Consider the following 22,572-nt stretch of genomic DNA (forward strand, 5'->3'; position numbering starts at 1 on the left):
GACAACGACTGAGCAGTGTGCACAAACTGACCGTAAGTCATCAACGAGGGGGTGCAGCCGTGCGCAATATGTGCGCGGATCCGTCATCCCTTGTCGACGCCGCCCCCAGAGCGGGTATAGCGCCTGACAGAGCGATTGCATCGCCCTACCGGCCCGGACGGACGGAATCCCACGCGTGACGGAGCATCCCACCTCCCACGAAGGCCGGCAGCCTGTCGCTGCCCGGCCGCAGGAACGCACCCGGCCGCGGCAGCAGGCGCCCGAGGCGCCCGCCGCGCCGCCCGCTCCCGTGCCCGCAGCCTCCGCGTCCGGACACGGCTGCGCCGCGGGGGCCGCGACCCCTGCGGCCGGCAACGGCGGCGGTCCGGCGGTACCGGGAGCAGCGCCGCGGGCGGTACCGGGTGCCGGGGGTGCGCCCCGGGCCGGAGCGGTACCGGGCGGCGGCGCGCCGGTGCCGGGTGCCGGAGCGGGCGCGGCGGGTCCCGGAGCCGGAGGCGCGGCGGGAACCGCCGGGTCCGGGTCGATGGTGTCCGCCGTCGCCGCCGTGCCGTCGCAGGCGGGGCCGGGCCCCCAGGACCCGGTCGGCACCGCGCGGCGCGAGGGCGACCGGCTGCGGTTCGTCGGCGCCGCGACGCGACGGATCGCCCGCGGCATAGACCTGGACGAGATCGTGCTGGGCCTGTGCCGGGCGACCGTGCCGACGTTCTCGGACGCGATCCTGGTCTATCTGCGCGATCCGCTCCCGGTCGGCGACGAGCGGCCCGTGGACCCGTTCGTGCTGCGGCTGCGCCGTACGGACCGGCTGCGTTTAACGGAGGACGACACCGACATCGGTCTGGTGACCGGTCCCGTGGTGGCCCCCGACGTGGAGGCGGGCCCCGCGGCCGAGCTGTGCGAGGTGCGGGCCGGGAGCGCCCTCGCCGAGGTGCTGCGCGGCGTACGGCCGGTGTTCGGCGACTCGGCGGCGGCCCGTGCGGCGCTGCCCGAACTCCTCGGCGACGGCCGTTCCGTACCGTCCGGGCACCGGGCGATCCTGGCGCCGCTGCGCGGCCGGCGCCGGGTCATCGGCGCCGCCGTGTTCCTGCGCCGCCCCGACCGGCCGGCGTTCGAGCCGAACGACCTGCTGGTGGCGGCGCAGCTGGCGACGCACACCGCCCTCGGTATCGACAAGGCGGTCCTGTACGGCCGTGAGGCGTACATCGCCGACGAGCTGCAGCGCACGATGCTGCCGGAGAACCTGCCGCAGCCGACCGGGGTGAAGCTCGCGTCCCGCTATCTGCCGGCCGCCGAGACGGCCCGGGTCGGCGGCGACTGGTACGACGCGATCCCGCTGCCCGGCAGCCGGGTCGCCCTGGTCGTGGGCGACGTCATGGGCCACTCCATGACGTCCGCCGCGATCATGGGCCAGCTCCGGACGACCGCGCAGACCCTCGCGGGGCTCGACCTGCCGCCGCAGGAGGTGCTGCACCACCTGGACGAGCAGGCGCAGCGGCTCGGCGAGAACCGCATGGCGACCTGCATGTACGCGGTGTACGACCCGGTCGCGCACCGGATCACCATCGCCAACGCCGGTCACCCGCCGCCGATACTGCTGCATCTCGGCGGCCGCGCCGAGGTGCTGCGGGTGCCGCCCGGCGCGCCGATCGGTGTCGGAGGCGTGGACTTCGAGGCGGTCGAGCTGGACGCACCGGCGGGCGCCACCCTGCTGCTGTACACCGACGGTCTGGTGGAGTCGCGGCTGCGGGACGTGTGGACCGGGATAGAGCAGCTGCGGGAACGGCTCGCCGCGACGGCCCAGTTGACGGGCCCCGACCACTCGCCGCCGCTGGAGGCGCTCTGCGACGACGTGCTCGACATGCTCGGCCCCGGCGACCGGGACGACGACATCGCCCTGCTCGCCGCCCGCTTCGACGGGATCGCGCCGAGCGATGTCGCGTACTGGTTCCTGGAGCCGGAGGACGCGGCGCCCGGCCGGGCCCGCAGGCTGGCCCGGCGGGCGCTGGCCCGCTGGGACCTGGAGGAGCTCACGGACTCGGTGGAGCTGCTGATCAGCGAGGTCGTCACCAACGCCGTGCGGTACGCGGAGCGTCCCGTGACGCTGCGGCTGCTCCGTACGGACGTGCTGCGGTGCGAGGTGGGCGACGACTCGCCGCAGCTGCCCCGGCAGCGCCGTGCGCGGGACACCGACGAGGGCGGGCGCGGCCTGTTCCTGGTGAACCGGCTGGCCCGCCGCTGGGGCGCGACTCGGCTGTCCACCGGCAAGGTGGTCTGGTTCGAGCTGCCCACCCGGGTCTGAGCGACCGCCTCCGGGTCGCCGCGAAAAGGCGCGGGTCCGGGCCGGCCACATGGGCCGGCCCCATGGGCCGGGCCCGGTCGGCCGGGGTCACCGTCGGCCCGGTGGGCGGGGTCACCGTCGGCCCGGTGGGCCCGGTCACCGTCGGCCCGTTGCCGCGAGAGGGCCCGGGTCACCGCCGGCCGGGTCCGGTCGGGCCGGTCACCGTCGGGCCGGGGTCGGCCCGGTCACCGTCGGCCGTGCGGGGGCCCGGTACGCGTCGGCGCGCGGAGGGGGGCCGGGCCCGGCTCGGGCCCGGCCCCCCTCGGCTCACCCCGTCACGTTCTGGAGGGGTTTCTGGTCGCCGGTGGCGCCGTCGCCGGTGCCTGTGCCGCCCGGGTCGCCGTCGACCGGCCCTGTCGGGGTTCCGGTCGGCGTCGGGGTGGGCGTGGGCGTGGTGACGGGCGGGGGCGTCCTGGTGGGCGTCCGCGTGGGCGGCGTCGTCGTCGGGGTGGTCGACGTGCCGTCCGGTGTGCCGCTGGGCGTACCGCTCGGCGTACCGCTGGGGCTCTGGCTGGTCGACGGCGACGGATCCGGTTCGGGGCCCGCCGTCTCGGTGACCTCCAGGTCGAAGTCGGCGTCGGAGCCGCCGCCGAGGGCGTCCAGGGTGTAGTCGGCCCAGATGCGGGCGGGGAAGCCGCCGCCGTTGGCACGGCCCGAGTTGGCGGTGCCGGTGAGCGTGACCTGGGTGCCCTTGTCGGTGTCCTCGCCGAAGAGGGCGACGACGGTGACCAGTTCGGGGGTGTAGCCGGCGAACCACGCCGACTTGTTGTTCTCCGACGTTCCCGTCTTGCCGGCGGCCGCGTAGGCGGACGTGTCGGCCTCGTGGCCGGAGCCGTTCCTGACGACGCCGGTCAGGACCGAGGTGACGGTGTCGGCGGTCTCCCGGGTGAGGACCTGCCCCCCGACGGGGTCTTCGAGCTCGGGCGTGCGCGCCTTGTGCTCGGCCGACTTCACGATCGACGGGGTGACCTTCTTGCCGTGGTTGTCGAGCGTCGCGTACACGCCGGCCATGTCCCAGGTCGACGCGCCCATGGTGCCGAGCGACATCGCGGGGCGCTCCACGAACGCCTCGCTGTCCCGCATGCCGAGGTCCAGGGCGGTCTTCTTCACCTTGCCGGGGCCGACGTCCACGATCATCTGGGCGAAGACCGAGTTGATGGACTTGTTCATGGCGCGCTGGACGGTGACGGGGCCGTAGCTCCGGTCGTCCTCGTTCTCCGGGGCGAACGGGGTGTCGCTGCCCTTGACGGGCCGCTTGCTGGTGCCGTCGTAGACGGTGTTGACGCCGATCGACCGGCCGTCCTGGGTCTCCGAGCGGTTCTCCAGGGCGGAGGCGAAGACGAGCGGCTTGAACGTGGAGGCGGGCTGGTAGTCGCGGCGGGTGGCGTTGGACATCCAGTGCTCGGTGGCGCCGACACCGCCGTACAGGGCGACGACATGGCCGGTCCTGGGGTCGACGGAGGTGGCGCCGGCCTGGACGGTCGCGTCCACCGTGTCGCCCTTGCGGTCGAGCTGGTCCTCAAGCTGCTCGTCGACCGCCTCGACGAGCTCCTTCTGCCGCTTCTCGTCGATGTTGAGGGTGATCGTCCAGCCGCCGGCCTTGATGTCCTCCTCGCTGACGCCCTGGCGCATCAGCTCCTGGTTGGCGGCTTCCACGAGGTATCCGGTCTGGCCCTCCATGCCGGGTGCCGCCTTGGGCTCCTGCGGTACGGGGAAGGTGAGCTTCGCGCGCGCGGCGGGGTCGAGCCACTTCTCCTCGGCCATGTTGTCCAGGACGTAGTCCCAGCGCTCCCGCACCAGCTTGCGGCCGGTGGCCGTGGCCGACGTCCAGTCGTACTGGTTGGGCGCCTGGAGGAGAGCGGCGAGGTAGGCGCCCTGGGCGACGGTCAGCTTGGGCGCGTCGACACCGTAGTACGCCTGGGCGGCGGCCTGGATGCCGTACGCGCCCCGGCCGTAGTAGCTGGTGTTGAGGTAGCCCGCGAGGATCTCGTCCTTCGACTTGCGCTGGTCCACCTTGAGCGCGATCACCAGCTCCTTGAGCTTGCGGGTGGCGGTCTGACTCTGGTCCAGGTAGTAGTTCTTGACGTACTGCTGGGTGATGGTCGAGCCGCCCTGCCTGCCCTTGCCCGTGACGGTGTTCCAGGCGCCGCGGGCGGTGCCCTTGAAGTCGACGCCGACGTCCTCGTAGAAGGTCTTGTTCTCCGCGGCGACGAACGCGTACCGGACGTCCTCGGGGATCTTCTCCAGGCCGACGATCGACCGGTTGATCTCGCCGGTGCGGGTGAGGATCTTGCCGTTGGCGTAGCGGTAGATGTTGCTCTGCATCGTCGCTTCGGCGTTGGCGTCGGGGACGGGCACCATCAGATACAGGACGTACAGCCCGCCCATGGCGAGCAGGCAGGTCACGAAGAACGTGCCCAGCAGCTTCCTCCAGGTGAAGAAGCGGCGTATGCCCGTGCCTCCGCCCTTCCCCCGGCGCTCTCCGCGCTGCGGGGTCCGTCGCGCTTCCGCTCGGCCCATCGCTTCGTTGCTCCGCTCTTCGCTTCTTCGCTCGATGCTCGATGCTCGCTGCTCGATGACGGCCGGGTCCTGACGCGCTGTCCGGGCCTGACCAGCTCAGCAAACTAACCCGCTGGAACCGACATAGACCAACGGATCCTGTCTTTTCCGGACGTGACAATGAGCACCTGTTCCAAAGGAACCGACTCACGAGGGGTGCGCAGGGTTGCCGCGACCTATAAAGTGATATCACTTTGCTAGAGCGCCGCCGATCGGCGGCGTGACCATGGAGCGGGGGACCCTCATGTCCGTGACCAGCGAGAAGAACCCCGGCCACACGGCCGGAACACCCGAGATGCCGCGCCCGACCGTGCGCGAGTTCACCGCCAACAGCATCGGCGGCGGACTCGCCCTGCTGCTCGGCCTGGTGGGCGTCGCCCTCGGCGTCTGCCTGGTGGTGGCGGGCGCGGCCGCCGGCACCACCGGCGTGAAGGTGACCCTCATCGTCTCCGGCGTCCTCTGCGCGTTCGCCGCGCTCCTCGCGATGAGCGGCCTCAACATGGTGGCGCCCGGCGAGGCCCGGGTGGTCCAGCTCTTCGGCCGCTACCGGGGCACGATCCGCACGGACGGGCTGCGCTGGGTCAACCCGTTCACCTCGCGGGAGAAGATATCGACGCGGGTGCGCAACCACGAGACGGCCGTCCTGAAGGTCAACGACGCGTACGGCAACCCGATCGAGCTCGCCGCCGTCGTCGTGTGGAAGGTCGAGGACACCGCCCAGGCGCTGTTCGAGGTGGACGACTTCCTGGAGTTCGTCTCCACGCAGACCGAGGCCGCGGTGCGGCACATCGCGATCGAGTACCCGTACGACGCGCACGACGAGGGCGGGCTCTCGCTGCGCGGCGACGCCGAGGAGATCACCGAGAAGCTCGCGGCCGAACTGCACGCGCGCGTGGAGGCCGCCGGGGTCCACATCATCGAGTCGCGCTTCACCCATCTCGCGTACGCCCCGGAGATCGCCTCCGCGATGCTCCAGCGCCAGCAGGCGGGCGCCGTCGTGGCGGCGCGCCGCCAGATCGTGGACGGCGCGGTCGGTATGGTCGAGGCGGCCCTCGCCCGTATCGCGGAGCAGGACATCGTGGAACTCGACCCGGAGCGCAAGGCGGCGATGGTCTCGAACCTGATGGTGGTGCTGTGCGGCGACCGCTCGGCCCAACCGGTCCTGAACACGGGCACGCTGTACCAGTGAGTGAACGCCGCGAGCGCAAGCAGGTGCTGCTGCGCCTCGACCCGTCGGTCTACGAGGCGCTGGCGCGCTGGGCCTCCGACGAGTTGCGCAGCGCCAACTCCCAGATCGAGTTCCTGCTGCGCAAGGCGCTCGCGGAGGCGGGCCGACTGCCGTCCGGGCCGGGCCCGCTGCCGCGACGCGGACGACCACCGAAGAACCCGCCGAAGAACCCGTCGGCGGGCCCGTCGAAGAACCCGCCGGCAGGCCCGCCGCCCGGATGACGCGCGCGCACCCGGGGGACGGTGAGGAACCGGGACCCGGGCCCCGCGCGTCGACCTTTCATATGAACAGCAGTACGACACCGCGGCCCGGTGCTACGGAGGCGCAGGACCCACCGGCGCCACCGGGCGCGGAGGATCCGGCAGCCGCGCGGGCGGCGGGCGGGGCGGGCCCCGCGGGTGGGCGGCGGTGGCCGCGCCGGTTGCGGGACTGGGGCCCCGACGGGCGCGGCCGGTCGGCCTGGGGGCGCGGCCACGTCCTGGCCGCGCTCGCCGTGCTGGTCGCCTGGCTCGTGGTGTTCCACGGCACCGTGCCAGATCTGCCCGGTCGGCCCGGCAGCCTCATCGAAACGTTTCTGCCCTGGCTGGGGCTCGCCGTCCCCGTCCTCCTGGCGGCCGCGTTGCTGCGCCGTTCGGCGACGGCGCTGCTCGCCCTGGTCCTGCCCGTCGTCGCCTGGCTCGGCCACTTCGGCGCCGCCCTGCCGCCGGGGGACGCGCCCGGCCCGTACGACCTGGTCGCCGTGCAGCACAACGTCAGCGACGAGAACCCCGACCCGGCGGGCACCGTCCGGGCCCTGACCCGGGCGCGCCCCGACCTCATCGCCCTGGAGGAGCTGACCCCCGCCGCCCTGCCCGCCTACGCGGCCGCGCTCGCGGCGGACTACCCGCACCACGCGGTGCACGGCACGGTCGGGCTCTGGTCCAGGCACCCGCTGTCCGACGTACGGGAGCTGGACATCCGCCCGGACGGCGTCGGCGCGGGCTGGAACCGGGGGATGCGGGCGACCGCCGCGACCCCGCACGGCGAGGTCGCCGTCCTGGTCGCCCACCTGCCGTCCGTGCGCCTCGGGCTCGGGGGCGGGTTCGGCACCGGACGGCGGGACCAGAGCGCCGCACTGCTCGGTGCGGCGATCGGGGCGGAGAAGCTGGACCGGCTGCTGCTGCTCGGCGACCTCAACGGCACGGTGGACGACCGGGGGCTGGGCCCGGTCGGCTCGCGCATGGACCCCGTTCCGGCCGACTTCGCCTTCAGCTGGCCCGCGTCGGCGCCGGTGGCCCGGATCGACCACGTCATGGCCCGGGGTGCGACGATCACCCGGATCCGGTCCCTGCCGCGCACCGGGAGCGACCATCTGCCGGTCGTTGCGTACGTGAGGTTCTGACCGCTCAGACCGATGCCCGATGGCCGATGACCGATGGCCGATGACCGATGACCGATGACCGATGACCGATGCCGGGGAGCTTTCGCAGGCACTTTCACGCCAGCTATACATGCGGTGTATACACAGCGGGTAGAGTGGTCGTCATGTCAATCGGTCACACCCTCCTCGGGCTGCTGGAGTCCGGACCGCGCCACGGCTACGACCTCAAGCGCGCCTTCGACGAGAAGTTCGGCCAGGACCGGCCGCTGCACTACGGCCAGGTCTACTCGACCATGTCCCGGCTCCTGCGGAACGGGCTCGTCGAGGTCGAGGGCATCGAGCCGGGCGAAGGCCCCGAACGCAAGCGGTACGCCATCACGGACGCCGGGATCACCGATGTCGCACAGTGGCTGGCCCGCCCCGAGAAGCCGGAGCCCTACCTCCAGTCGACCCTGTACACGAAGGTCGTCCTGGCCCTGCTCACCGGGCGCGGCGCCGCCGACCTGCTGGACACCCAGCGCGCCGAGCACCTGCGCCTCATGCGCGAGCTGACCCGACGCAAGACGGGCGGCGATCTCGCCGACCAACTCATCTGCGATCACGCGCTGTTCCATCTGGAAGCCGATCTGCGCTGGCTGGAACTGACCGCCGCACGCCTCGATCAGCTCGCCGAGGCGGTCGGCGCGACACGAGGAGGCAGGACCGGCGGCGGGACACCCGGAAGCACCGGCGGGACACCCGGAGGCACCGGCGGGACACCCGGGGGGACCGGCGGGGCGACCGGGGGGGACGGGCCGGTGACCGGGGGGACGGGCCGGTGACCACACCCTCCTCCATACCCCTGCTCCAGGCGCGGGAGCTCCACAAGGCGTACGGGCCGACGCCCGCGCTCACCGGGGTCGACTTCGCCGTCCGGGCCGGCGAGGTCGTCGCCGTCATGGGCCCGTCCGGCTCCGGCAAGTCCACCCTCCTGCACTGCCTGGCCGGGATCGTCCGACCGGACGACGGAACCATCACCTACGACGGGCGCGAGCTGACCTCGATGTCCGACGCCGGGCGCAGCACACTGCGCCGCACGGACTTCGGGTTCGTGTTCCAGTTCGGGCACCTCGTACCCGAGTTGACGTGCGTGGAGAACGTGGCCCTGCCGCTGCGGCTGGGCGGTGCGCGCCGCGGGGCGGCCGAGGCCACGGCGCTGGAGTGGCTCGACCGGCTGGAGGCGCGGGACATCGCGGGCAAGCGGCCCGGTGAGGTCTCGGGCGGACAGGGCCAGCAGGTGGCGGTGGCCCGCGCGCTGGTCACGGCCCCGCGCGTGGTCTTCGCCGACGAGCCGACCGGCGCCCTGGACTCCCTCAACGGCGAGCTGGTCATGCGGCTGCTCACGGACGCGGCCCGGGACACCGGCGCGGCGGTCGTCCTGGTCACCCACGAGGCCCGGGTGGCCGCGTACTCGGACCGGGAGATCACCGTCCGGGACGGCAGGGTGCGCGATCTGGCGGGTGCCGTGTGACCGGGCCCCGCACGGTCGGCCGCGACCTCGCGCTCGGTGCCCGGTTCGCGTTCGCCGGAGGCCGCCGCACCTGGTTCCGTACGGCCCTCACCGCGGTGGGCATCGGTCTGGGCGTGGCACTGCTGCTCGTCGCCGCCTCGGTGCCCGGCATGATGTCGGCCCGTGAGGGGCGCGCCGACGCCCGGCAGGTGTCGCTGGACGACGCGCCGCGCTCCGACCGCTCGTTCCTCTGGACGGAGACGGACACGCTGTTCCACGGGGTCACGGTCCATGGCCTCGTCCTGCACCCGGAAGGCCCCGACACCCCCGTACCGCCGGGCCTGGCGAAGCTGCCGGGACCCGGGGAGATGGTCGTGTCCCCCGCGCTGGCCCGGCTCCTGGCCTCGCCCGGCGGCGCCCTGCTGAAGGACCGTTTCCCGTACGAGACGGTGGGCACCATCGGCGACACGGGACTGCTCGGGCCCGGCGAGCTCTTCGCCTACGCCGGCGACCCGTCCGTGGACGGCGCGTTCGCCGCCTCGCGCGGCGACGCGTTCGGTGCCGCGGCGGACCCGCGTCCGCTGGACGCGGTGCTGCTGCTGGTCGTCGTGGTGGCGTGCGTGGTGCTGCTGCTGCCGGTGCTCGTGTTCGTGGCGACCGCCGTACGGTTCGGTGGCGAGCAGCGCGACCAGCGGCTCGCCGCGCTGCGGCTGGCCGGCGCCGACACCGCGACGACCCGGCGGATCGCGGCCGGCGAGTCGCTGGCCGGCGCGCTGCTCGGCCTGCTGGCCGGCGCCGGGTTCTTCCTGGCGGGGCGGCCGTTCGCGGGCCGGGTCACGGTGTGGAACCTCAACGCCTTCACCTCGGACGTGGTGCCCGACCCGCTGCTCGTCGCCTTCGTGGCGGTGGCGGTGCCGCTGTGCGCGGTCGTGGTGACCCTGGTCGCGCTGCGCGGGCTGACCGTGGAGCCGCTGGGTGTCGTGCGCGGCGCGGCGCCGCGCCGCCGCCGGGTGTGGTGGCGGCTGCTGCCGGTGGCGGCGGGCCTGGCGCTGCTCCTGCCTGCCGCGCGGATCGCTCCGGCGGACACCTCGGTGGACACGTACCGGATCGCGGTCGGTGCCGTCCTGGTGCTGACCGGGGTCTGCACGCTGCTGCCCTGGCTGGTGGAGGCGGCGGTGCGGCGACTGCGCGGGGGGCCCGTCGCCTGGCAACTGGCGACCCGCAGGCTCCAGTTGAGCAGCGGTACGGCGGCGCGCGCGGTCAGCGGGATCGTGGCGGCGGCGACCGGGGCCATCGCCCTGCAGATGCTGTTCGGAGCCGTACAGGCCGACTTCATGCGGCCGACGCACATGGACGAGTCGCGGGCGCAACTGGAGATGTGGGGCACGCCCCGCGACAACGGCGCGGCGGCCCGCGAGCTGCTCGACCGGCTGGCGGCCGCTGACGGCGTCGAGGGCGTGATCGGCACCGTCGAGGGGAGCGCCAGGCGGCCGGGCGGGCAGCGGGCGGGCGAGAGCTTCGTCCCGACGACCGCGCTGACGGTCGGGGACTGCGCGTCGCTGCGCGAGCTGGGCCGGCTGCCGTCGTGCCGGGACGGCGATGTCTTCATCGCCCTGACCCATGGCGGGGAGGGTCCGCCCGACGACTATCTCGCCGAGACGGCCCGCCCGGGCGCCGTGGTGGACCTGCGGTCCGAGGGCCGAAAGCCCGTGCTGTGGCGTATCCCGGCCCAAGCCCGCACGGTGGAGGCGCGGCGCGATCCGATCGGGCGGATGCCGTTCGGGATCTACGCGACACCGGCCGCGATCGACGCGGCCACGCTGGAGGACCCGGTGGTGAAGGCCATGGTGCGGCTGGACCCGGCCGTACCGGACGCCGCCGAGCACGCGCGGAACGCGGCCGCGCGGTTCGATCCGCTGATGCGGGTCGGGACGATCCAGAACATCGAGCGGGACCAGCAGTACAGCAGCGTCCGTACGGGGGTGTTCGCCGCGGCGGCCGCGACGATGACGCTGATCGCGGCGTCGCTGCTGGTGTCGACGCTGGAGCAGCTGCGGGAGCGCAGGCGGCTGCTGTCCGCGCTGGTCGCCTTCGGCACCCGCCGTTCGACGCTGGGCTGGTCGGTGCTGTGGCAGAGCGCGGTGCCGATCACCGTGGGACTTGCCCTCGCCGTCGCGGGCGGCCTCGGTCTCGGCGCGGCGCTGCTGCGGCTGATCGGCAAACGGGTCGAGGACTGGTGGGTGTTCCTGCCCGTGGTCGGCGTCGGGGCGGGGCTGATCGCCGCCGTGACGGTGCTGAGCCTGCCGCTGCTGTGGCGCGTGATGCGCCCGGAGGGGCTGCGTACGGAGTAGCCCGGTGCCGTGGCCGTCTCCCGCCCCGCCGGTAGGGCCGCCGGCGGGGCCGCCCCGCCGGTCAGACCGCCGGCGGGGGCAGGACGCGCACGGGGAGGGTGGCGAGGGCGCCGCGCAGGGCCTGTGCGAACTCCTCGAACTCGGCGTGCCGCGCCGCGCCCGTCCGCATCGCCAGCGCGATACGCCGCGAGGGGGCGGGGTCGGCGAACCAGCCGGTCGTCAGCCGGTCGTTGCGCGCGGTCTCGACCGTGACGGCGGTGCGGGGCAGCAGGGTGACGCCGAGCCCGCCCGCCACGAGCTGGACGAGCGTGGAGAGCCCGGCCGCCGTGGTGGTGACGTCGGCGCCGTCGGTGCGGCCGGCCTCCCGGCAGATGTCGAGGGCCTGGTCGCGCAGGCAGTGGCCCTCGTCCAGCAGCAGCAGGTGCAGTTCGCGCAGGGCGTCACGGGGGATGTCGGCGCGGCCGCCGAGCCAGTGGTCCCCCGGCGTGACCAGGACGAAGTCCTCGTCGAACAGGGGCAGTTCGGTGACGCCCGGCACACCCAGCGGAACGGCGAGCAGCAGCAGGTCGAGCCGTCCGGCGGCGAGCCCTTCGAGCAGGGACGAGGTCTGCTCCTCGTGGACCTGGAGGTCGAGGTCCGGGTAGCGGTCGTGGACCAGGCGCAGCACCGTCGGCAGCAGATACGGCGCGACGGTGGGGATGACCCCGAGGCGGAGCACCCCGGTGAAGGGCGCCTGCGCGGCCTCGGCCTCCTCCATCAGCTCGCCCACCGCGTCCAGGACGGCCCTGGCCCGCACCGCGAGGCGCTCCCCCGCCGGTGAGAGGAGCACCTTGCGCGTCGTACGCTCCAGGAGTTGGACACCGAGTGCCTCTTCGAGCGCCGAAACCGCGCCCGAGAGAGCGGGCTGGCTCATACCGAGCGCGGCGGCCGCGTCCCGGAAGTGCAGGTGCTCGGCGACGGCCGCGAACGCCCGGAGCTGGGCCAGACTGGGCTGCTTACCCTTATATACGGACACACTGATAACCACCTTCGATCAACGCGACCCAGTCTAGCTATTTCACTGATCAATGCACTCCGTGCCATGCTGGCGACCGTCCAACCCCCGGAAGACCCCAAAAGGGACTTCCCAGCTCGAAGGAGAGCGCGTGCTCACTGTCGGTGACCAGTTCCCCACGTATGACCTGACCGCCTGTGTGTCGCTGGAGAGCGGCAAGGAGTTCGAGCAGATCGACCACAAGTCCTACGAGGGCAAGTGGCGCGTGGTGTTCTTCTGGCCGAAGGACTTCACCTTCGTCTGCCCCACCGAGATCGCCGCCTTCGGCAAGCTGAACGACGAGTTCGCCGACCGCGACGCCCAGATCCTCGGTGTCTCCGGTGACTCGGAGTTCGTCCACCACGCCTGGCGCAAGGACCACGCCGACCTGCGTGACCTGCCCTTCCCGATGCTCGCCGACTCCAAGCACGAGCTCATGCGGGACTGCGGCGTCGAGGGCGCGGACGGCTTCGCGCAGCGCGCCGTCTTCATCGTGGACCCGAACAACGAGATCCAGTTCGCCATGGTGACCGCCGGTTCCGTCGGCCGTAACCCCAAGGAAGTCCTGCGTGTGCTGGACGCCCTGCAGACCGACGAGCTGTGCCCGTGCAACTGGACCAAGGGCGAGGACACCCTCGACCCGGTCAAGCTCCTGTCGGGCGAGTGATCGACATGTCCCTCGACGCACTGAAGTCCGCCATACCGGACTACGCCAAGGACCTGAAGCTGAACCTCGGCTCGGTCATCGGCAACAGCGAGCTGCCGCAGCAGCAGCTGTGGGGCACCGTCCTCGCCTGCGCGATCGCCTCGCGCTCGCCGAGGGTGCTCAAGGAGCTGGAACCGGAGGCCAGGGAGAACCTGAAGCCCGAGGCGTACACGGCGGCCAAGTCCGCTGCCGCGATCATGGCGATGAACAACGTGTTCTACCGCACGCGCCACCTGCTCTCCGACCCGGAGTACGGCACGATCCGCGCCGGTCTGCGGATGAACGTCATCGGCAACCCGGGCGTGGAGAAGGTCGACTTCGAGCTGTGGTCGCTCGCGGTCTCCGCGATCAACGGCTGCGGCCAGTGCCTCGACTCGCACGAGCAGGTGCTCCGCAAGGCGGGTGTGGACCGCGAGACGATCCAGGAGGCGTTCAAGATCGCCTCGGTGATCCAGGCGGTCGGCACGACCCTGGACGCGGAAGCGGTGCTCGCGGAGTGAGCGCGTAGGCGCCGCCGTTCGTACGGTAAGGAAGGGCCCACCGGCACGCTGCCGGTGGGCCCTTCCGCGCTGCGCGTCCGGTGGTTCCCCGCCGTGGTCCGCGGCGGGTCACACGGTCACTTCTTGAGGTCGGCCATCAGCGTCCTGACGTCCTCGACCATGAACTCCTTGATGCCGGCCATGGTGGCGACGGCCTTCGGGTCGAGCTCGCCCTCCCACTCGCCGTTCGACTCGTCGACCTCGGCGCTCACATTGACGGCGAGCGCCACGACGGCCTGCCCGTCGAGCACCGTCAGGGTCGCGTAACCGTGGCCGTCCATGACGAAGTACGCCTGTTCGCCCACTCCGGCCAGCACCTCGGCCGACGGCCCCTCCGAGCTCTTCTCCAGCGCCTCGAACTCCGGGCCGGGATCCGTCACCTTGTGCAGGCTGTAGCGGACACCGACCTCGAACAGCGGCTCGGGCTCCCCGAAGGCGAGCCCGCAGTGGGTCGTGTCCAGCGCCGCGTGCCGGGACCCGTACCGGGAGGGGTCCGTACCGCGCTTGCCCAGGGCCGTCTGCAGCGCGGGCAGCCGCGCGTCCTCGCACAGGTCCTCGCTCGTGCGGTAGCCGCCGAGGTCGGTGCCGCGTCCCTGGTACGCGTAGAGTCCGCCCGCCCACAGGGCCGACGCGACCAGCGCGCCACCGAGCGCCCACAGCCACGCGCCCCCGGGTCGCGGGGCGCGCTCCCGGTTCCGCCCGCTGTCCAGGACGTCGTCCGGGCCGCCGGCTCCGTCCCGGTCGCGGTCCCGCGCCTGGGGCGAGGCGGGGCGCACGGGTTCGCCGTCGTCGCCCATGAGCTCCGGTTCGGATATCACTCGCCGTCCTCCGGGCGCGGTCCCGGCGCCGGTGTCGGCGCGACCTGGTACGCCGTGGCGCCGTGCGGCGGCGGCATCTGGCGCATGGCCTGCTCCTGGCTGTACGCGTGCAGGTAGCCGACGACCGTGTTGGTCACCGCCACCAGCGGTACGGCCACGACGGCGCCGCCGATCCCGGCGACCAGCCCGCCCCCCGCGACCGCGAGGACCACGGCCAGCGGGTGCACCCGGACGGCTCGGCCCAGGATGAAGGGCTGCAGCACATGGCCCTCGATCTGCTGCACGGCCAGGACGACCGCCAGCACCATCAGGGCGGTGAACACATCGTTGGTGACCAGCGCGACGACCACCGCCAGCGCGCCGGAGATCACGGCTCCGACGAGCGGGATGAAGGCGAACAGGAAGATGAACACGGCGAGCGGGACGGCCAGCGGCACATCGAGGAAGTAGATGCCGAGACCGATGAAGATCGCGTCGATCAGGGCCACGATCACCGTGCCGCGCACATAGGCGGTCAGGGTGCGCCAGGCGCGCGGCCCGGCGCCCGCGACTCCCGGACGGGCCTGCGCGGGCACCAGCTTCAGCCACCATTCCCACACCTTCTTCCCGTCGTACAGGAGGAAGAGCGTGGAGAACATCGCGAGCAGTATCCCGGTCAGGACCTCCACCATCACGGTCACGCCGGTCAGTCCGGCGGAGGTGATCTGCTCGGTGTTGGTGCCGATGGTGTCGCTGAGGTTCTTGGCGATGTCGTTGATCTGCTGCTCGGTCACATGGAACGGGCTGTCCAGCAGCCAGCGCTTGAGCTCCTCGATACCGTCCCTGACCCGGGCGGAGAGGTTGTCGAGGTTGTCCATGACCTGCCAGACCACGAACCAGCCGACCAGCCCCATGATGACGAAGCCGAGGACGGCGGTGACGGCGGTGGCGAAACCGCGGGGCAGCCCCAGGTTCTTGAGCCGGGCCACCGTCGGCTGGAGCAGCGCGGTGATGAGCAGGGCGGCCACGAAGGCGAGCACCACGAGCTGCACCGCGCTGATGATCCTCATCAGCACCCAGACGGTCCCGGCGAGGACCAGCAGCCGCCAGCCCGCCTCCGCCGCGACCCGCATGCCCCAGGGGATCGCGGCGACCGGGTCGGGGCGCGCGGCGACGGCCGGGGCGTACGCGGGCGGGGCCGGCACACTGTCCGGTTCCGGCGGGGTCACGGCCGCGGGCGGGCCACCGGGCCCAGGGAGCGCGGCGGCGGATTCGTTCTGCGCTCTGGCCTCCGCCTCGGCCTTGGCCCTGGCCTCGTCCAGCTTCCGCTCCACCTGGCTGAGACCGGCCCGCAGCCGGCCGAGCCACCCTGGCACTCTCGACATGATCTTCTCTCTTCCCCCGCCACTCCCCCCGGAGCTCCGGAACCCGACGGTACACGCACGGAGCCCCTCACCCTAGGACGGTGAGGGGCTCCGCGGAGTTGAGCGCTGCTCAGTACCAGTTGTTGGCCTGCCAGAACGACCAGGCACCGCACGGGCTGCCGTAGCGGTCGTTCATGTAGTTCAGGCCCCACTTGATCTGGGTGGCGGGGTTGGTCTGCCAGTCGGCACCCGCGGACTGCATCTTGTAGCCGGGCAGCGCCTGCATGAGGCCGTACGCGCCCGACGACGGGTTCGTCGCCCGGTAGTTCCAGCTGGACTCGTGGTCCACGATGTTGCTGAAGCACTGGAACTGGTCGCCGGGGACCATCTGGCGGGCCATCGCCTGGACCTCGGCGACGGTGTACGAGGACTGCGCGGCGAAGCTGGACGCGTCACGGACCGCGTTGCGGCTGGCGCGCTCGCGCTCCTCGCGTTCCTTGCGCTCCTGCTCGGCCTTCTCCTCGGCGGCTTCCTTCTTGGCCTGCGCGTCCTTGGCGGCCTGGAGGCGGGCGGCCTCCTCGGCCGACTTCTGGGCGGCCGCGTCCGCCGCTGCGGCCTGCGTCTCGGCCTGCTGCGTGAGGGAGGCGACCTGTACCTGGGCCTGCTGGCCCATGGGGATGTCCGCCAGGAGTGTCGCGTCTGCGGCGGTCGTCTCGAACGCGTCCTGCGACTGGGTGTTGCCCGAGGCAACGCCCACGACGGCGCCGACAGTGGTGACCGCGGTGGCGGACGCCACCGCGAATCCCCGGACCGAGATCCGGCTCACACGGTTTCCTTCCAGCATCGCCCGCACGGGTGACCTCGCGGGCGCGATCGTGCCCCTGACGCTGGTCCCCCCACTTACTGGGTCACGAGGGACACGGGCCCGGTGCTGCGACTCCCCTGCGGGAGCGCCGCGTGGTTCTTCGGGCGGCATACGGCGAACGCGTGTTGAGTTGTGTGGTGCCGCGGATCGCTGAGGATGCGGCTGTGCCGTATGCGGGGCCTGACGGAAGCAAGACTCTGCCCGAAGCCGACACCGCAAGGCAATTAATCGTTGCGTGTGAAAGCTCACACCCCGTACACCACAGGAGTTTTGCCGAAAGGGGCGCGCATGCCGACGCCGCCCGGCTAAGCTCTCGGGCTTTGCCGGGCGGCGCCAACTCCCTGCCGGAATTCACCCGTTATTTCCGGTCAGTTCGGGCCGTCCTCCAGCATTTCGGTCACCAGGGCCGCGATCTGCGAACGCTCCGAGCGGGTGAGCGTGACATGCGCGAACAGCGGATGCCCCTTCAACTTCTCGACCACCGCCACGACTCCGTCGTACCGGCCGACGCGCAGATTGTCCCGCTGTGCCACGTCATGGGTGAGAACAACCCGGGAATTCGCCCCGATCCGGGACAACACGGTCAGCAGGACATTGCGTTCCAGGGACTGCGCCTCATCCACGATGACGAAGGCGTCATGGAGCGAGCGGCCCCGGATGTGCGTCAGCGGCAGCACCTCCAGCATGCCCCGCCCCAGCACCTCCTCGATGACCTCCCGGCCCGCCACCGCCGACAGCGTGTCGAACACCGCCTGCGCCCACGGGCTCATCTTCTCGGCCTCGGTGCCCGGCAGATAGCCGAGCTCCTGCCCACCGACCGCGTACAGCGGCCGGAAGACCATCACCTTCTGGTGCTGGCGCCGCTCCAGGACCGCCTCGAGCCCCGCGCACAGCGCGAGCGCCGACTTGCCCGTGCCGGCCCGGCCGCCCATCGACACGATGCCGACGTCCGGGTCGAGGAGCAGATCCAGCGCGATGCGCTGCTCGGCGCTGCGCCCCCGGATGCCGAACGCCTCCCGGTCGCCGCGCACCAGCCGTACGGTGCCCTCCGCGGTGATCCGGCCGAGCGCCTTGCCCCGCTCGGACTGCAGGACGAGACCCGTGTGCACCGGCAGCCCCGCGGCCTCCGGCACGTACAGCGTCTCCTCCCCGTACAACAGGTCCACCTGCTCGGCGGAGAGCGGCACCTCCGCCATGCCCGTCCAGCCCGAGTCGGTGATGGCGAGCTCGGCGCGGTACTCCTCGGCCAGCAGGCCGACGGACGACGCCTTGATGCGGAGCGGCAGGTCCTTGGAGACGACGGTGACGTCGTACCCCTCCGCCTGGAGGTTGCGCGCCACCGCCAGGATCCGCGAGTCGTTGTCGCCGACGCGGTAGCCGGCCGGGAGCACTCCGGGGTCCGAGTGGTTGAGCTCCACACGCAGGGTCCCGCCGAGCTCCCCGACGGGTAGCGGGGCGTCGAGGCGGCCGTACCGCACCCGGAGGTCGTCCAGCAGGCGCAGGGCCTGCCGGGCGAAGTAGCCGAGTTCGGGGTGGTGCCTCTTGGCCTCCAGCTCCGTGACCACGACGATCGGCAGCACGACCTCGTGCTCGTCGAAGCGGGACATGGCGCCTGGGTCGGCCAGCAGGACGCTGGTGTCGAGAACATAGGTGCGCCGGTCGGACAGACGGCGCTTAGTGCTGGTCACCACGGTAAGGACAGACCCCCTCTAGTAGAGGCGCATGAGCTCGGGGTGCGACTGCGACGGCGTCGCGGGGGGATGGGCCGGGGTCTGGCCACGATGCGCGGGCCGGACACCGGCCCTCCGCGTCGCCCGTACACGTCCGGCACGGTCGTCCTGGTGCAAAGGGCCTCCCGGGCGAGCGGGCTCCGTGCCGCTCACTCTGAGAGGGGTATTCCCGCGAAGACCCGCGCCCATGCCATGGCATATGACGGGGCGTCGGGGTGCGCGCTGGAGGGAGCTGCGGGATGCGCGCTGAAGGAGGGGCGGTGGGATGCGCGCCGAAGGGGGCGGGCGGCTCGCGCCCGGGGCGGTCTGTCTCGCTCGACGGGGAGGGCGGGGCGCGGCGGGTCAGGTGCCGTAGCGCCGGTGGCGCGCCGCGTAGTCGCGCAGTGCGCGCAGGAAGTCGACCTTGCGGAAGGCCGGCCAGTGGACCTCGCAGAAGTAGTACTCCGAGTGGGCGCTCTGCCACAGCATGAAGCCCGACAGGCGCTGTTCGCCGCTGGTGCGGATCACCAGGTCCGGGTCCGGCTGGCCGCGCGTGTACAGGTGCTCGGCGATGACGTCGATGTCGACGATCTCGGCGAGCTCCTCGAAGCTCGTGCCCTTCTCGGCGTGGTCCAGGAGCAGCGAGCGCACCGCGTCGGCGATCTCCTGGCGGCCGCCGTAGCCGACGGCGACGTTGACGAGTATGCCGTCGTTGTGGCGCGTCGACTCCTCGGCCTCCTTGAGGACCGACTGCGTACGGGCCGGCAGGAGGTCGAGCGTGCCGACGTGGTGGACGCGCCAGCGGCCGTCGGCGGCCAGGGTCCGTACGGCGTCCTCGATGATGCCGAGCAGCGGGACGAGCTGCTCCTCGGGGCGGTTGAGGTTGTCCGTGGACAGCATCCACAGCGTGACGACCTCGACGTCCGTCTCGCTGCACCAGCCGAGCATCTCCATGATCTTGCTCGCGCCGGCCTTGTGGCCCTGCTCGGGCGTACCGCCGGACGCCTTGGCCCAGCGCCGGTTCCCGTCGAGGATGACGCCGATGTGCTTGGGCACCTGGGCGTGGTCGAGGCGGCCCTCCACCCGGCGTGCGTAGAGCCTGTACACCAGGTCGCGCAAGTTCACCGATCTCACCTCTCGATTCGTGCGGGCCTGTCCGCCCCGACAGGGGCGCCGGACGCCGGCCCCGGGGGATGCGGCACAGCTCGACCTCATGAGCGCCGCGGCCTTCCCCGAAGCCGCCACATTACTGCGCGGGGGTCACGGCGGCCCAACCTGGTCTGTCACAAGTCCGTGATAGGGAGAGAGACGTGACTGAATCCCCCATGCACTACCGCGCGGCCGACGATCGGTACGACTCCATGGAGTACCGCCGCACCGGCCGCAGCGGGCTCAAGCTCCCCGCCATCTCGCTCGGCCTGTGGCACAACTTCGGCGACGACAGGGCGCTGGAATCGCAGCGCGCGATCCTGCGGCGGGCGTTCGACCTCGGTGTGACGCACTTCGACCTGGCGAACAACTACGGTCCGCCGCCCGGTTCCGCCGAGCTGAACTTCGGCAAGATCTTCGCGCAGGACTTCACACCCTACCGTGACGAACTGGTCATTTCGACCAAGGCTGGATATCTGATGCACCCCGGGCCCTACGGCGAGTGGGGCTCCCGGAAGTACCTGCTGTCGTCGCTCGACGCCTCGCTGAAGCGGATGGGCGTCGACTACGTCGACATCTTCTACTCGCACCGCTTCGACCAGAACACCCCACTCGAGGAGACCATGGGTGCGCTGGCCTCCGCCGTGCGGCAGGGCAAGGCGCTGTACGCGGGGGTCTCCTCGTACAGCAGTGAGCAGACCGCCGAGGCGGCGGGCCTGCTGCGGGAGATGGGGGTCCCCGCCCTCATCCACCAGCCGTCCTACTCGATGATCAACCGCTGGACGGAGGAGGACGGTCTCCTCGACACGCTGGAGGCGGCCGGCATGGGCTGCATCTCCTTCGCGCCGCTCGCCCAGGGGCTGCTGACGGACAAGTACCTGAAGGGCATCCCTGAGGGCTCGCGTGCCTCCCAGGGCAAGTCCCTGGACCCGAACCTGCTGTCCGAGGACGTCGTACGGCGCCTGCACGGCCTCGACGAGATCGCCCGGCGCCGCGGCCAGTCGCTGGCCCAGCTGGCGCTGACGTGGGTGCTGCGGGACGAGCGGATGACCTCGGCGCTGATCGGCGCGTCGAGCGTGCGCCAGCTGGAGGAGAACATCGCCGCGCTGGCCGGCCCCCGGCTCACCGAGGACGAGCTGAAGGAGATCGACTCCTTCGCCGTCGACACCGCCGGCACCAACATCTGGGCCGCCCGGAGCTGAGCCGGCACCGAGCCCGACCGGCGAAACCCGCGGCCGCTCCGGCCCCGGGAGGGCGGGGCCGGTGGGAGTCGGGCCCCGGTCGTCGGGGCCGGGTTCGGCACGGGTTCCGGCGGGAAAGGAAAACGGGCCGGTCCGTGGGGGGGATACGGACCGGCCCGAGGGGGGGTTTCCACCATAACCCTTCGTAAGTGGTGCTGTGTGCCACGACAGGCCGTCGCGACGCTCCGAATACGGAGTACCTCGTCGCGGCACGGCCGGAAGGGCTGGTTCCGGGCCGGTTCCCGCCCCGTTCCCGCCCGTGGCCGTACTCCCGAAGGGGGACCCGGGCGCCGAGGCGCACGGTTGACGCCGGACGGGCCCGTCACTCAGGGGTGCGCCGCAGCAGGGTGACCCCGTCACGGTGAGCGACGCGCTCATAGCCGTACTTCTTCTGCGCGGCGACCAGCTCGGCCTCCTGCCGCTCGATGGGGTAGGGCCAGTGCCCGCTCGGGTAGGGCCACGCCTCGGGCGCCCGCCGGTCGTGGACGATCCAGTCGGCGGTGGGGCGCGGCAGGCGCTTCTCGCCGTACTCGTACAGCCGCCCGTCGACGGGGAAGGTCGGGAAGACGACGACCGTGCAGCGGGAGGTCAGCTGCGGGGCGAGGCGGTTCGACGCGGCGACCGTGGCGCCGTCCGGGATCCTGGCCAGCAGGGCGCGGGCCGCCTCGATGTGCGGGGTGGTGCGCCAGGTGGCCCGTTGGGCCAGCTGGGCGAGGGGGAAGGACGGCAGCATCACCACCGTCACCGCGAGCACGGTCGCGAGCGACGCGCGGATGTGGCGGGCGGCGAGTCCGTCGCGCGGACGGCCGCCCTCGTACCAGCGCCCCAGGGCGTCGATCAGGCCCGCGGCGACGACGGGCATGAGGACGGCGCTGTAGTGGAACGCCGTTCCCCAGTGGAAGCCGTTGTCCGACAGCATCCGCCAGGCCAGGGTCGGCACCGCGATCAGCGAGAGGGGCGAGCGCAGGGCGAGCAGCGCGGACGGCGCGAAGACCAGGACGAGCGTCATGGCCTTGATGTCTGGGCGCAGCGCGTCGAGCGGCGCGAAGGCGAGCGTCGCGAGCAGGGAGCCGTGGCCGTCGGAGAGGTTGCCGCCGTGCGCGTACCCGCCGCCCGGGTGGAACGCCGGCAGGAGGAGCTTGATCTCGACGAGGGAGCCGGCCAGTCCGACGGCGGCCGTGACCAGGCCGAGCCGGCGCGGCCCTTTCAGGGCGATGTACACCCCGACGGCTGCCAGGGTCAGCCCCAGGTCCTCCTTGACCAGGAGGAGCGGCGCCGCCCAGCCGACCGCACGGCGCCACCTCCCGTGCCCGAGCGCCTCCAGGGCGAACGCGAGCAGCGGTACGGCGAGGGCCACCTCGTGGAAGTCGAACGCGGCCGCCGACGCGATGCCCCAGCTCAGCCCGTATCCGACGGCGACCACATGGGCGGCCCCCCGGCCGAGCGTCCGGGCGGCCCAGCGGGCGAGCGGGACGACCGCGAGGGCGAGCAGCGCGGACTGGGCGACCAGGAGGCAGAGCGGCGAGGGCCAGACGCGGTAGAGCGGCGCCAGCGCCGCGAGCAGCGGGTGGAAGTGGTCGCCCAGGAGGTTGAAGCCCTCGCCGCGCAACGGGACGACGGGCGCGCGCAGTTCGGCGTAGGCGCGTACGGCCTGCTCGAAGATGCCGAGGTCGTACCCGGTGGTGCGCAGGAGGAGGTGGCGGCGTACCGCCACGGTCGCGTACAGCGCGCAGAGCCCGGCCGCCCACACCCACGGAACGGCCGCTTCGGGGAGCCGGGGCGGGGAGTGGGGGGCTCGGAAGCGGATACGGGGCGGGCGGGTGAGCCGGGAGGAGACGGCGGGGTGG

General features: G+C 72.4%; 17 protein-coding genes and 1 pseudogene. 10 read left to right on the plus strand and 8 right to left on the minus strand.

The features are described 5' to 3' along the window. The first annotated feature begins 175 nt into the window (after positions 1-175). Positions 176-2,296 carry a SpoIIE family protein phosphatase gene (locus tag ACGF5U_RS09025; RefSeq protein ID WP_392712349.1) on the plus strand — a complete coding sequence of 707 codons (2,121 nt, stop codon included), beginning with the start codon at positions 176-178 and terminating at the stop codon, positions 2,294-2,296. A gap of 306 nt (positions 2,297-2,602) precedes the next feature. On the opposite strand, the gene ACGF5U_RS09030 is transcribed toward ACGF5U_RS09025, so the two are convergent. Beyond that, the gene (locus ACGF5U_RS09030) at positions 2,603-4,855 is read right to left on the minus strand and encodes a transglycosylase domain-containing protein (protein WP_392712347.1); all 2,253 of its coding nucleotides are present in this window, start codon (positions 4,853-4,855) and stop codon (positions 2,603-2,605) included. 283 nt (positions 4,856-5,138) lie between these two features. Here ACGF5U_RS09030 and ACGF5U_RS09035 point away from each other — a divergent pair, with 283 nt between their 5' ends. The 6 genes and pseudogenes from ACGF5U_RS09035 (at position 5,139) to ACGF5U_RS09060 (ending at position 11,322) form a co-directional block, all read left to right on the plus strand. Next, positions 5,139-6,083 (plus strand): SPFH domain-containing protein, encoded by a 945-nt coding sequence (locus ACGF5U_RS09035; RefSeq protein WP_392712346.1) that lies wholly within the window; start codon positions 5,139-5,141, stop codon positions 6,081-6,083. Further along, positions 6,029-6,343 (plus strand): hypothetical protein, encoded by a 315-nt coding sequence (locus tag ACGF5U_RS09040; protein WP_392712344.1) that lies wholly within the window; start codon positions 6,029-6,031, stop codon positions 6,341-6,343. The genes ACGF5U_RS09035 and ACGF5U_RS09040 overlap by 55 nt, the downstream gene beginning before the upstream one ends. Positions 6,344-6,543: 200 nt before the next feature. After that, on the plus strand, positions 6,544-7,503 hold the full coding sequence (locus ACGF5U_RS09045) for an endonuclease/exonuclease/phosphatase family protein (protein WP_392712342.1): 960 nt from the start codon (positions 6,544-6,546) through the stop codon (positions 7,501-7,503). A 143-nt stretch (positions 7,504-7,646) separates the two neighbouring features. Further along, a pseudogene (locus tag ACGF5U_RS09050) lies at positions 7,647-8,168 on the plus strand (PadR family transcriptional regulator); the annotation flags it as partial. Between the two features lie 131 nt (positions 8,169-8,299). Beyond that, positions 8,300-8,992, plus strand: a complete 693-nt coding sequence (locus ACGF5U_RS09055) for an ABC transporter ATP-binding protein (protein ID WP_392712341.1) — start codon at positions 8,300-8,302, stop codon at positions 8,990-8,992. Further along, positions 8,989-11,322, plus strand: coding sequence for an FtsX-like permease family protein (locus ACGF5U_RS09060; RefSeq protein ID WP_392712339.1), 2,334 nt, complete (start codon positions 8,989-8,991; stop codon positions 11,320-11,322). The genes ACGF5U_RS09055 and ACGF5U_RS09060 overlap by 4 nt, the downstream gene beginning before the upstream one ends. A gap of 61 nt (positions 11,323-11,383) precedes the next feature. Here ACGF5U_RS09060 and ACGF5U_RS09065 read toward each other — a convergent pair whose 3' ends face one another. Further along, positions 11,384-12,337, minus strand: coding sequence for a hydrogen peroxide-inducible genes activator (locus ACGF5U_RS09065; RefSeq protein WP_392712337.1), 954 nt, complete (start codon positions 12,335-12,337; stop codon positions 11,384-11,386). A gap of 130 nt (positions 12,338-12,467) precedes the next feature. On the opposite strand from ACGF5U_RS09065, the gene ACGF5U_RS09070 reads away from it, so the two are divergent. Both ACGF5U_RS09070 and ACGF5U_RS09075 read left to right on the plus strand, forming a co-directional pair. Then, positions 12,468-13,022, plus strand: coding sequence for a peroxiredoxin (locus ACGF5U_RS09070; RefSeq protein WP_392712335.1), 555 nt, complete (start codon positions 12,468-12,470; stop codon positions 13,020-13,022). 5 nt (positions 13,023-13,027) lie between these two features. Continuing rightward, complete coding sequence (locus tag ACGF5U_RS09075) at positions 13,028-13,561, plus strand: alkyl hydroperoxide reductase (protein ID WP_392712333.1); 534 nt, start codon at positions 13,028-13,030, stop codon at positions 13,559-13,561. A gap of 116 nt (positions 13,562-13,677) precedes the next feature. Here the strand turns inward: ACGF5U_RS09075 and ACGF5U_RS09080 are convergent, their stop codons facing one another. From ACGF5U_RS09080 to ACGF5U_RS09100, 5 genes are all read right to left on the minus strand, one after another. Next, positions 13,678-14,418 (minus strand): hypothetical protein, encoded by a 741-nt coding sequence (locus ACGF5U_RS09080; protein ID WP_392712332.1) that lies wholly within the window; start codon positions 14,416-14,418, stop codon positions 13,678-13,680. After that, the gene (locus tag ACGF5U_RS09085; RefSeq protein WP_392712330.1) at positions 14,415-15,782 is read right to left on the minus strand and encodes an AI-2E family transporter; all 1,368 of its coding nucleotides are present in this window, start codon (positions 15,780-15,782) and stop codon (positions 14,415-14,417) included. Before ACGF5U_RS09085 ends, ACGF5U_RS09080 begins: the two co-directional genes overlap by 4 nt. A gap of 109 nt (positions 15,783-15,891) precedes the next feature. Continuing rightward, a complete protein-coding gene (locus ACGF5U_RS09090) occupies positions 15,892-16,587 on the minus strand; it encodes a transglycosylase SLT domain-containing protein (RefSeq protein ID WP_392712328.1) in 696 nt (231 codons plus the stop codon). 407 nt (positions 16,588-16,994) lie between these two features. Continuing rightward, positions 16,995-18,317: a PhoH family protein gene (locus ACGF5U_RS09095; RefSeq protein ID WP_392712326.1), complete on the minus strand. Its 1,323-nt coding sequence runs from the start codon at positions 18,315-18,317 to the stop codon at positions 16,995-16,997. Positions 18,318-18,698: 381 nt separating this feature from the next. Then, entirely contained in the window at positions 18,699-19,460 is a 762-nt protein-coding gene (locus ACGF5U_RS09100; protein WP_392712324.1) for an isoprenyl transferase, read from the minus strand. 200 nt (positions 19,461-19,660) lie between these two features. Between ACGF5U_RS09100 and mgrA the strand changes: the two genes are divergently transcribed. Then, positions 19,661-20,686 (plus strand): L-glyceraldehyde 3-phosphate reductase, encoded by a 1,026-nt coding sequence (mgrA, locus tag ACGF5U_RS09105; RefSeq protein WP_392712655.1) that lies wholly within the window; start codon positions 19,661-19,663, stop codon positions 20,684-20,686. A gap of 361 nt (positions 20,687-21,047) precedes the next feature. Here mgrA and ACGF5U_RS09110 read toward each other — a convergent pair whose 3' ends face one another. Next, a complete protein-coding gene (locus tag ACGF5U_RS09110) occupies positions 21,048-22,475 on the minus strand; it encodes a DUF2079 domain-containing protein (RefSeq protein WP_392712323.1) in 1,428 nt (475 codons plus the stop codon). Between the last annotated feature and the right edge of the window lie 97 nt (positions 22,476-22,572).

The sequence above is a fragment of the Streptomyces sp. NPDC047886 genome (assembly GCF_043204435.1).
Lineage (GTDB): Bacteria > Actinomycetota > Actinomycetes > Streptomycetales > Streptomycetaceae > Streptomyces.

Excerpts from the sequence above, each read along its gene's own strand:
- ACGF5U_RS09030 (WP_392712347.1), bottom strand. The coding sequence starts at position 4,855 with ATGGGCCGAGCGGAAGCGCGACGGACCCCGCAGCGCGGAGAGCGCCGG.
- ACGF5U_RS09035 (WP_392712346.1), top strand. The coding sequence starts at position 5,139 with ATGTCCGTGACCAGCGAGAAGAACCCCGGCCACACGGCCGGAACACCC.
- ACGF5U_RS09085 (WP_392712330.1), bottom strand. The coding sequence starts at position 15,782 with ATGTCGAGAGTGCCAGGGTGGCTCGGCCGGCTGCGGGCCGGTCTCAGC.
- ACGF5U_RS09075 (WP_392712333.1), top strand. The coding sequence starts at position 13,028 with ATGTCCCTCGACGCACTGAAGTCCGCCATACCGGACTACGCCAAGGAC.
- mgrA (WP_392712655.1), top strand. The coding sequence starts at position 19,661 with ATGCACTACCGCGCGGCCGACGATCGGTACGACTCCATGGAGTACCGC.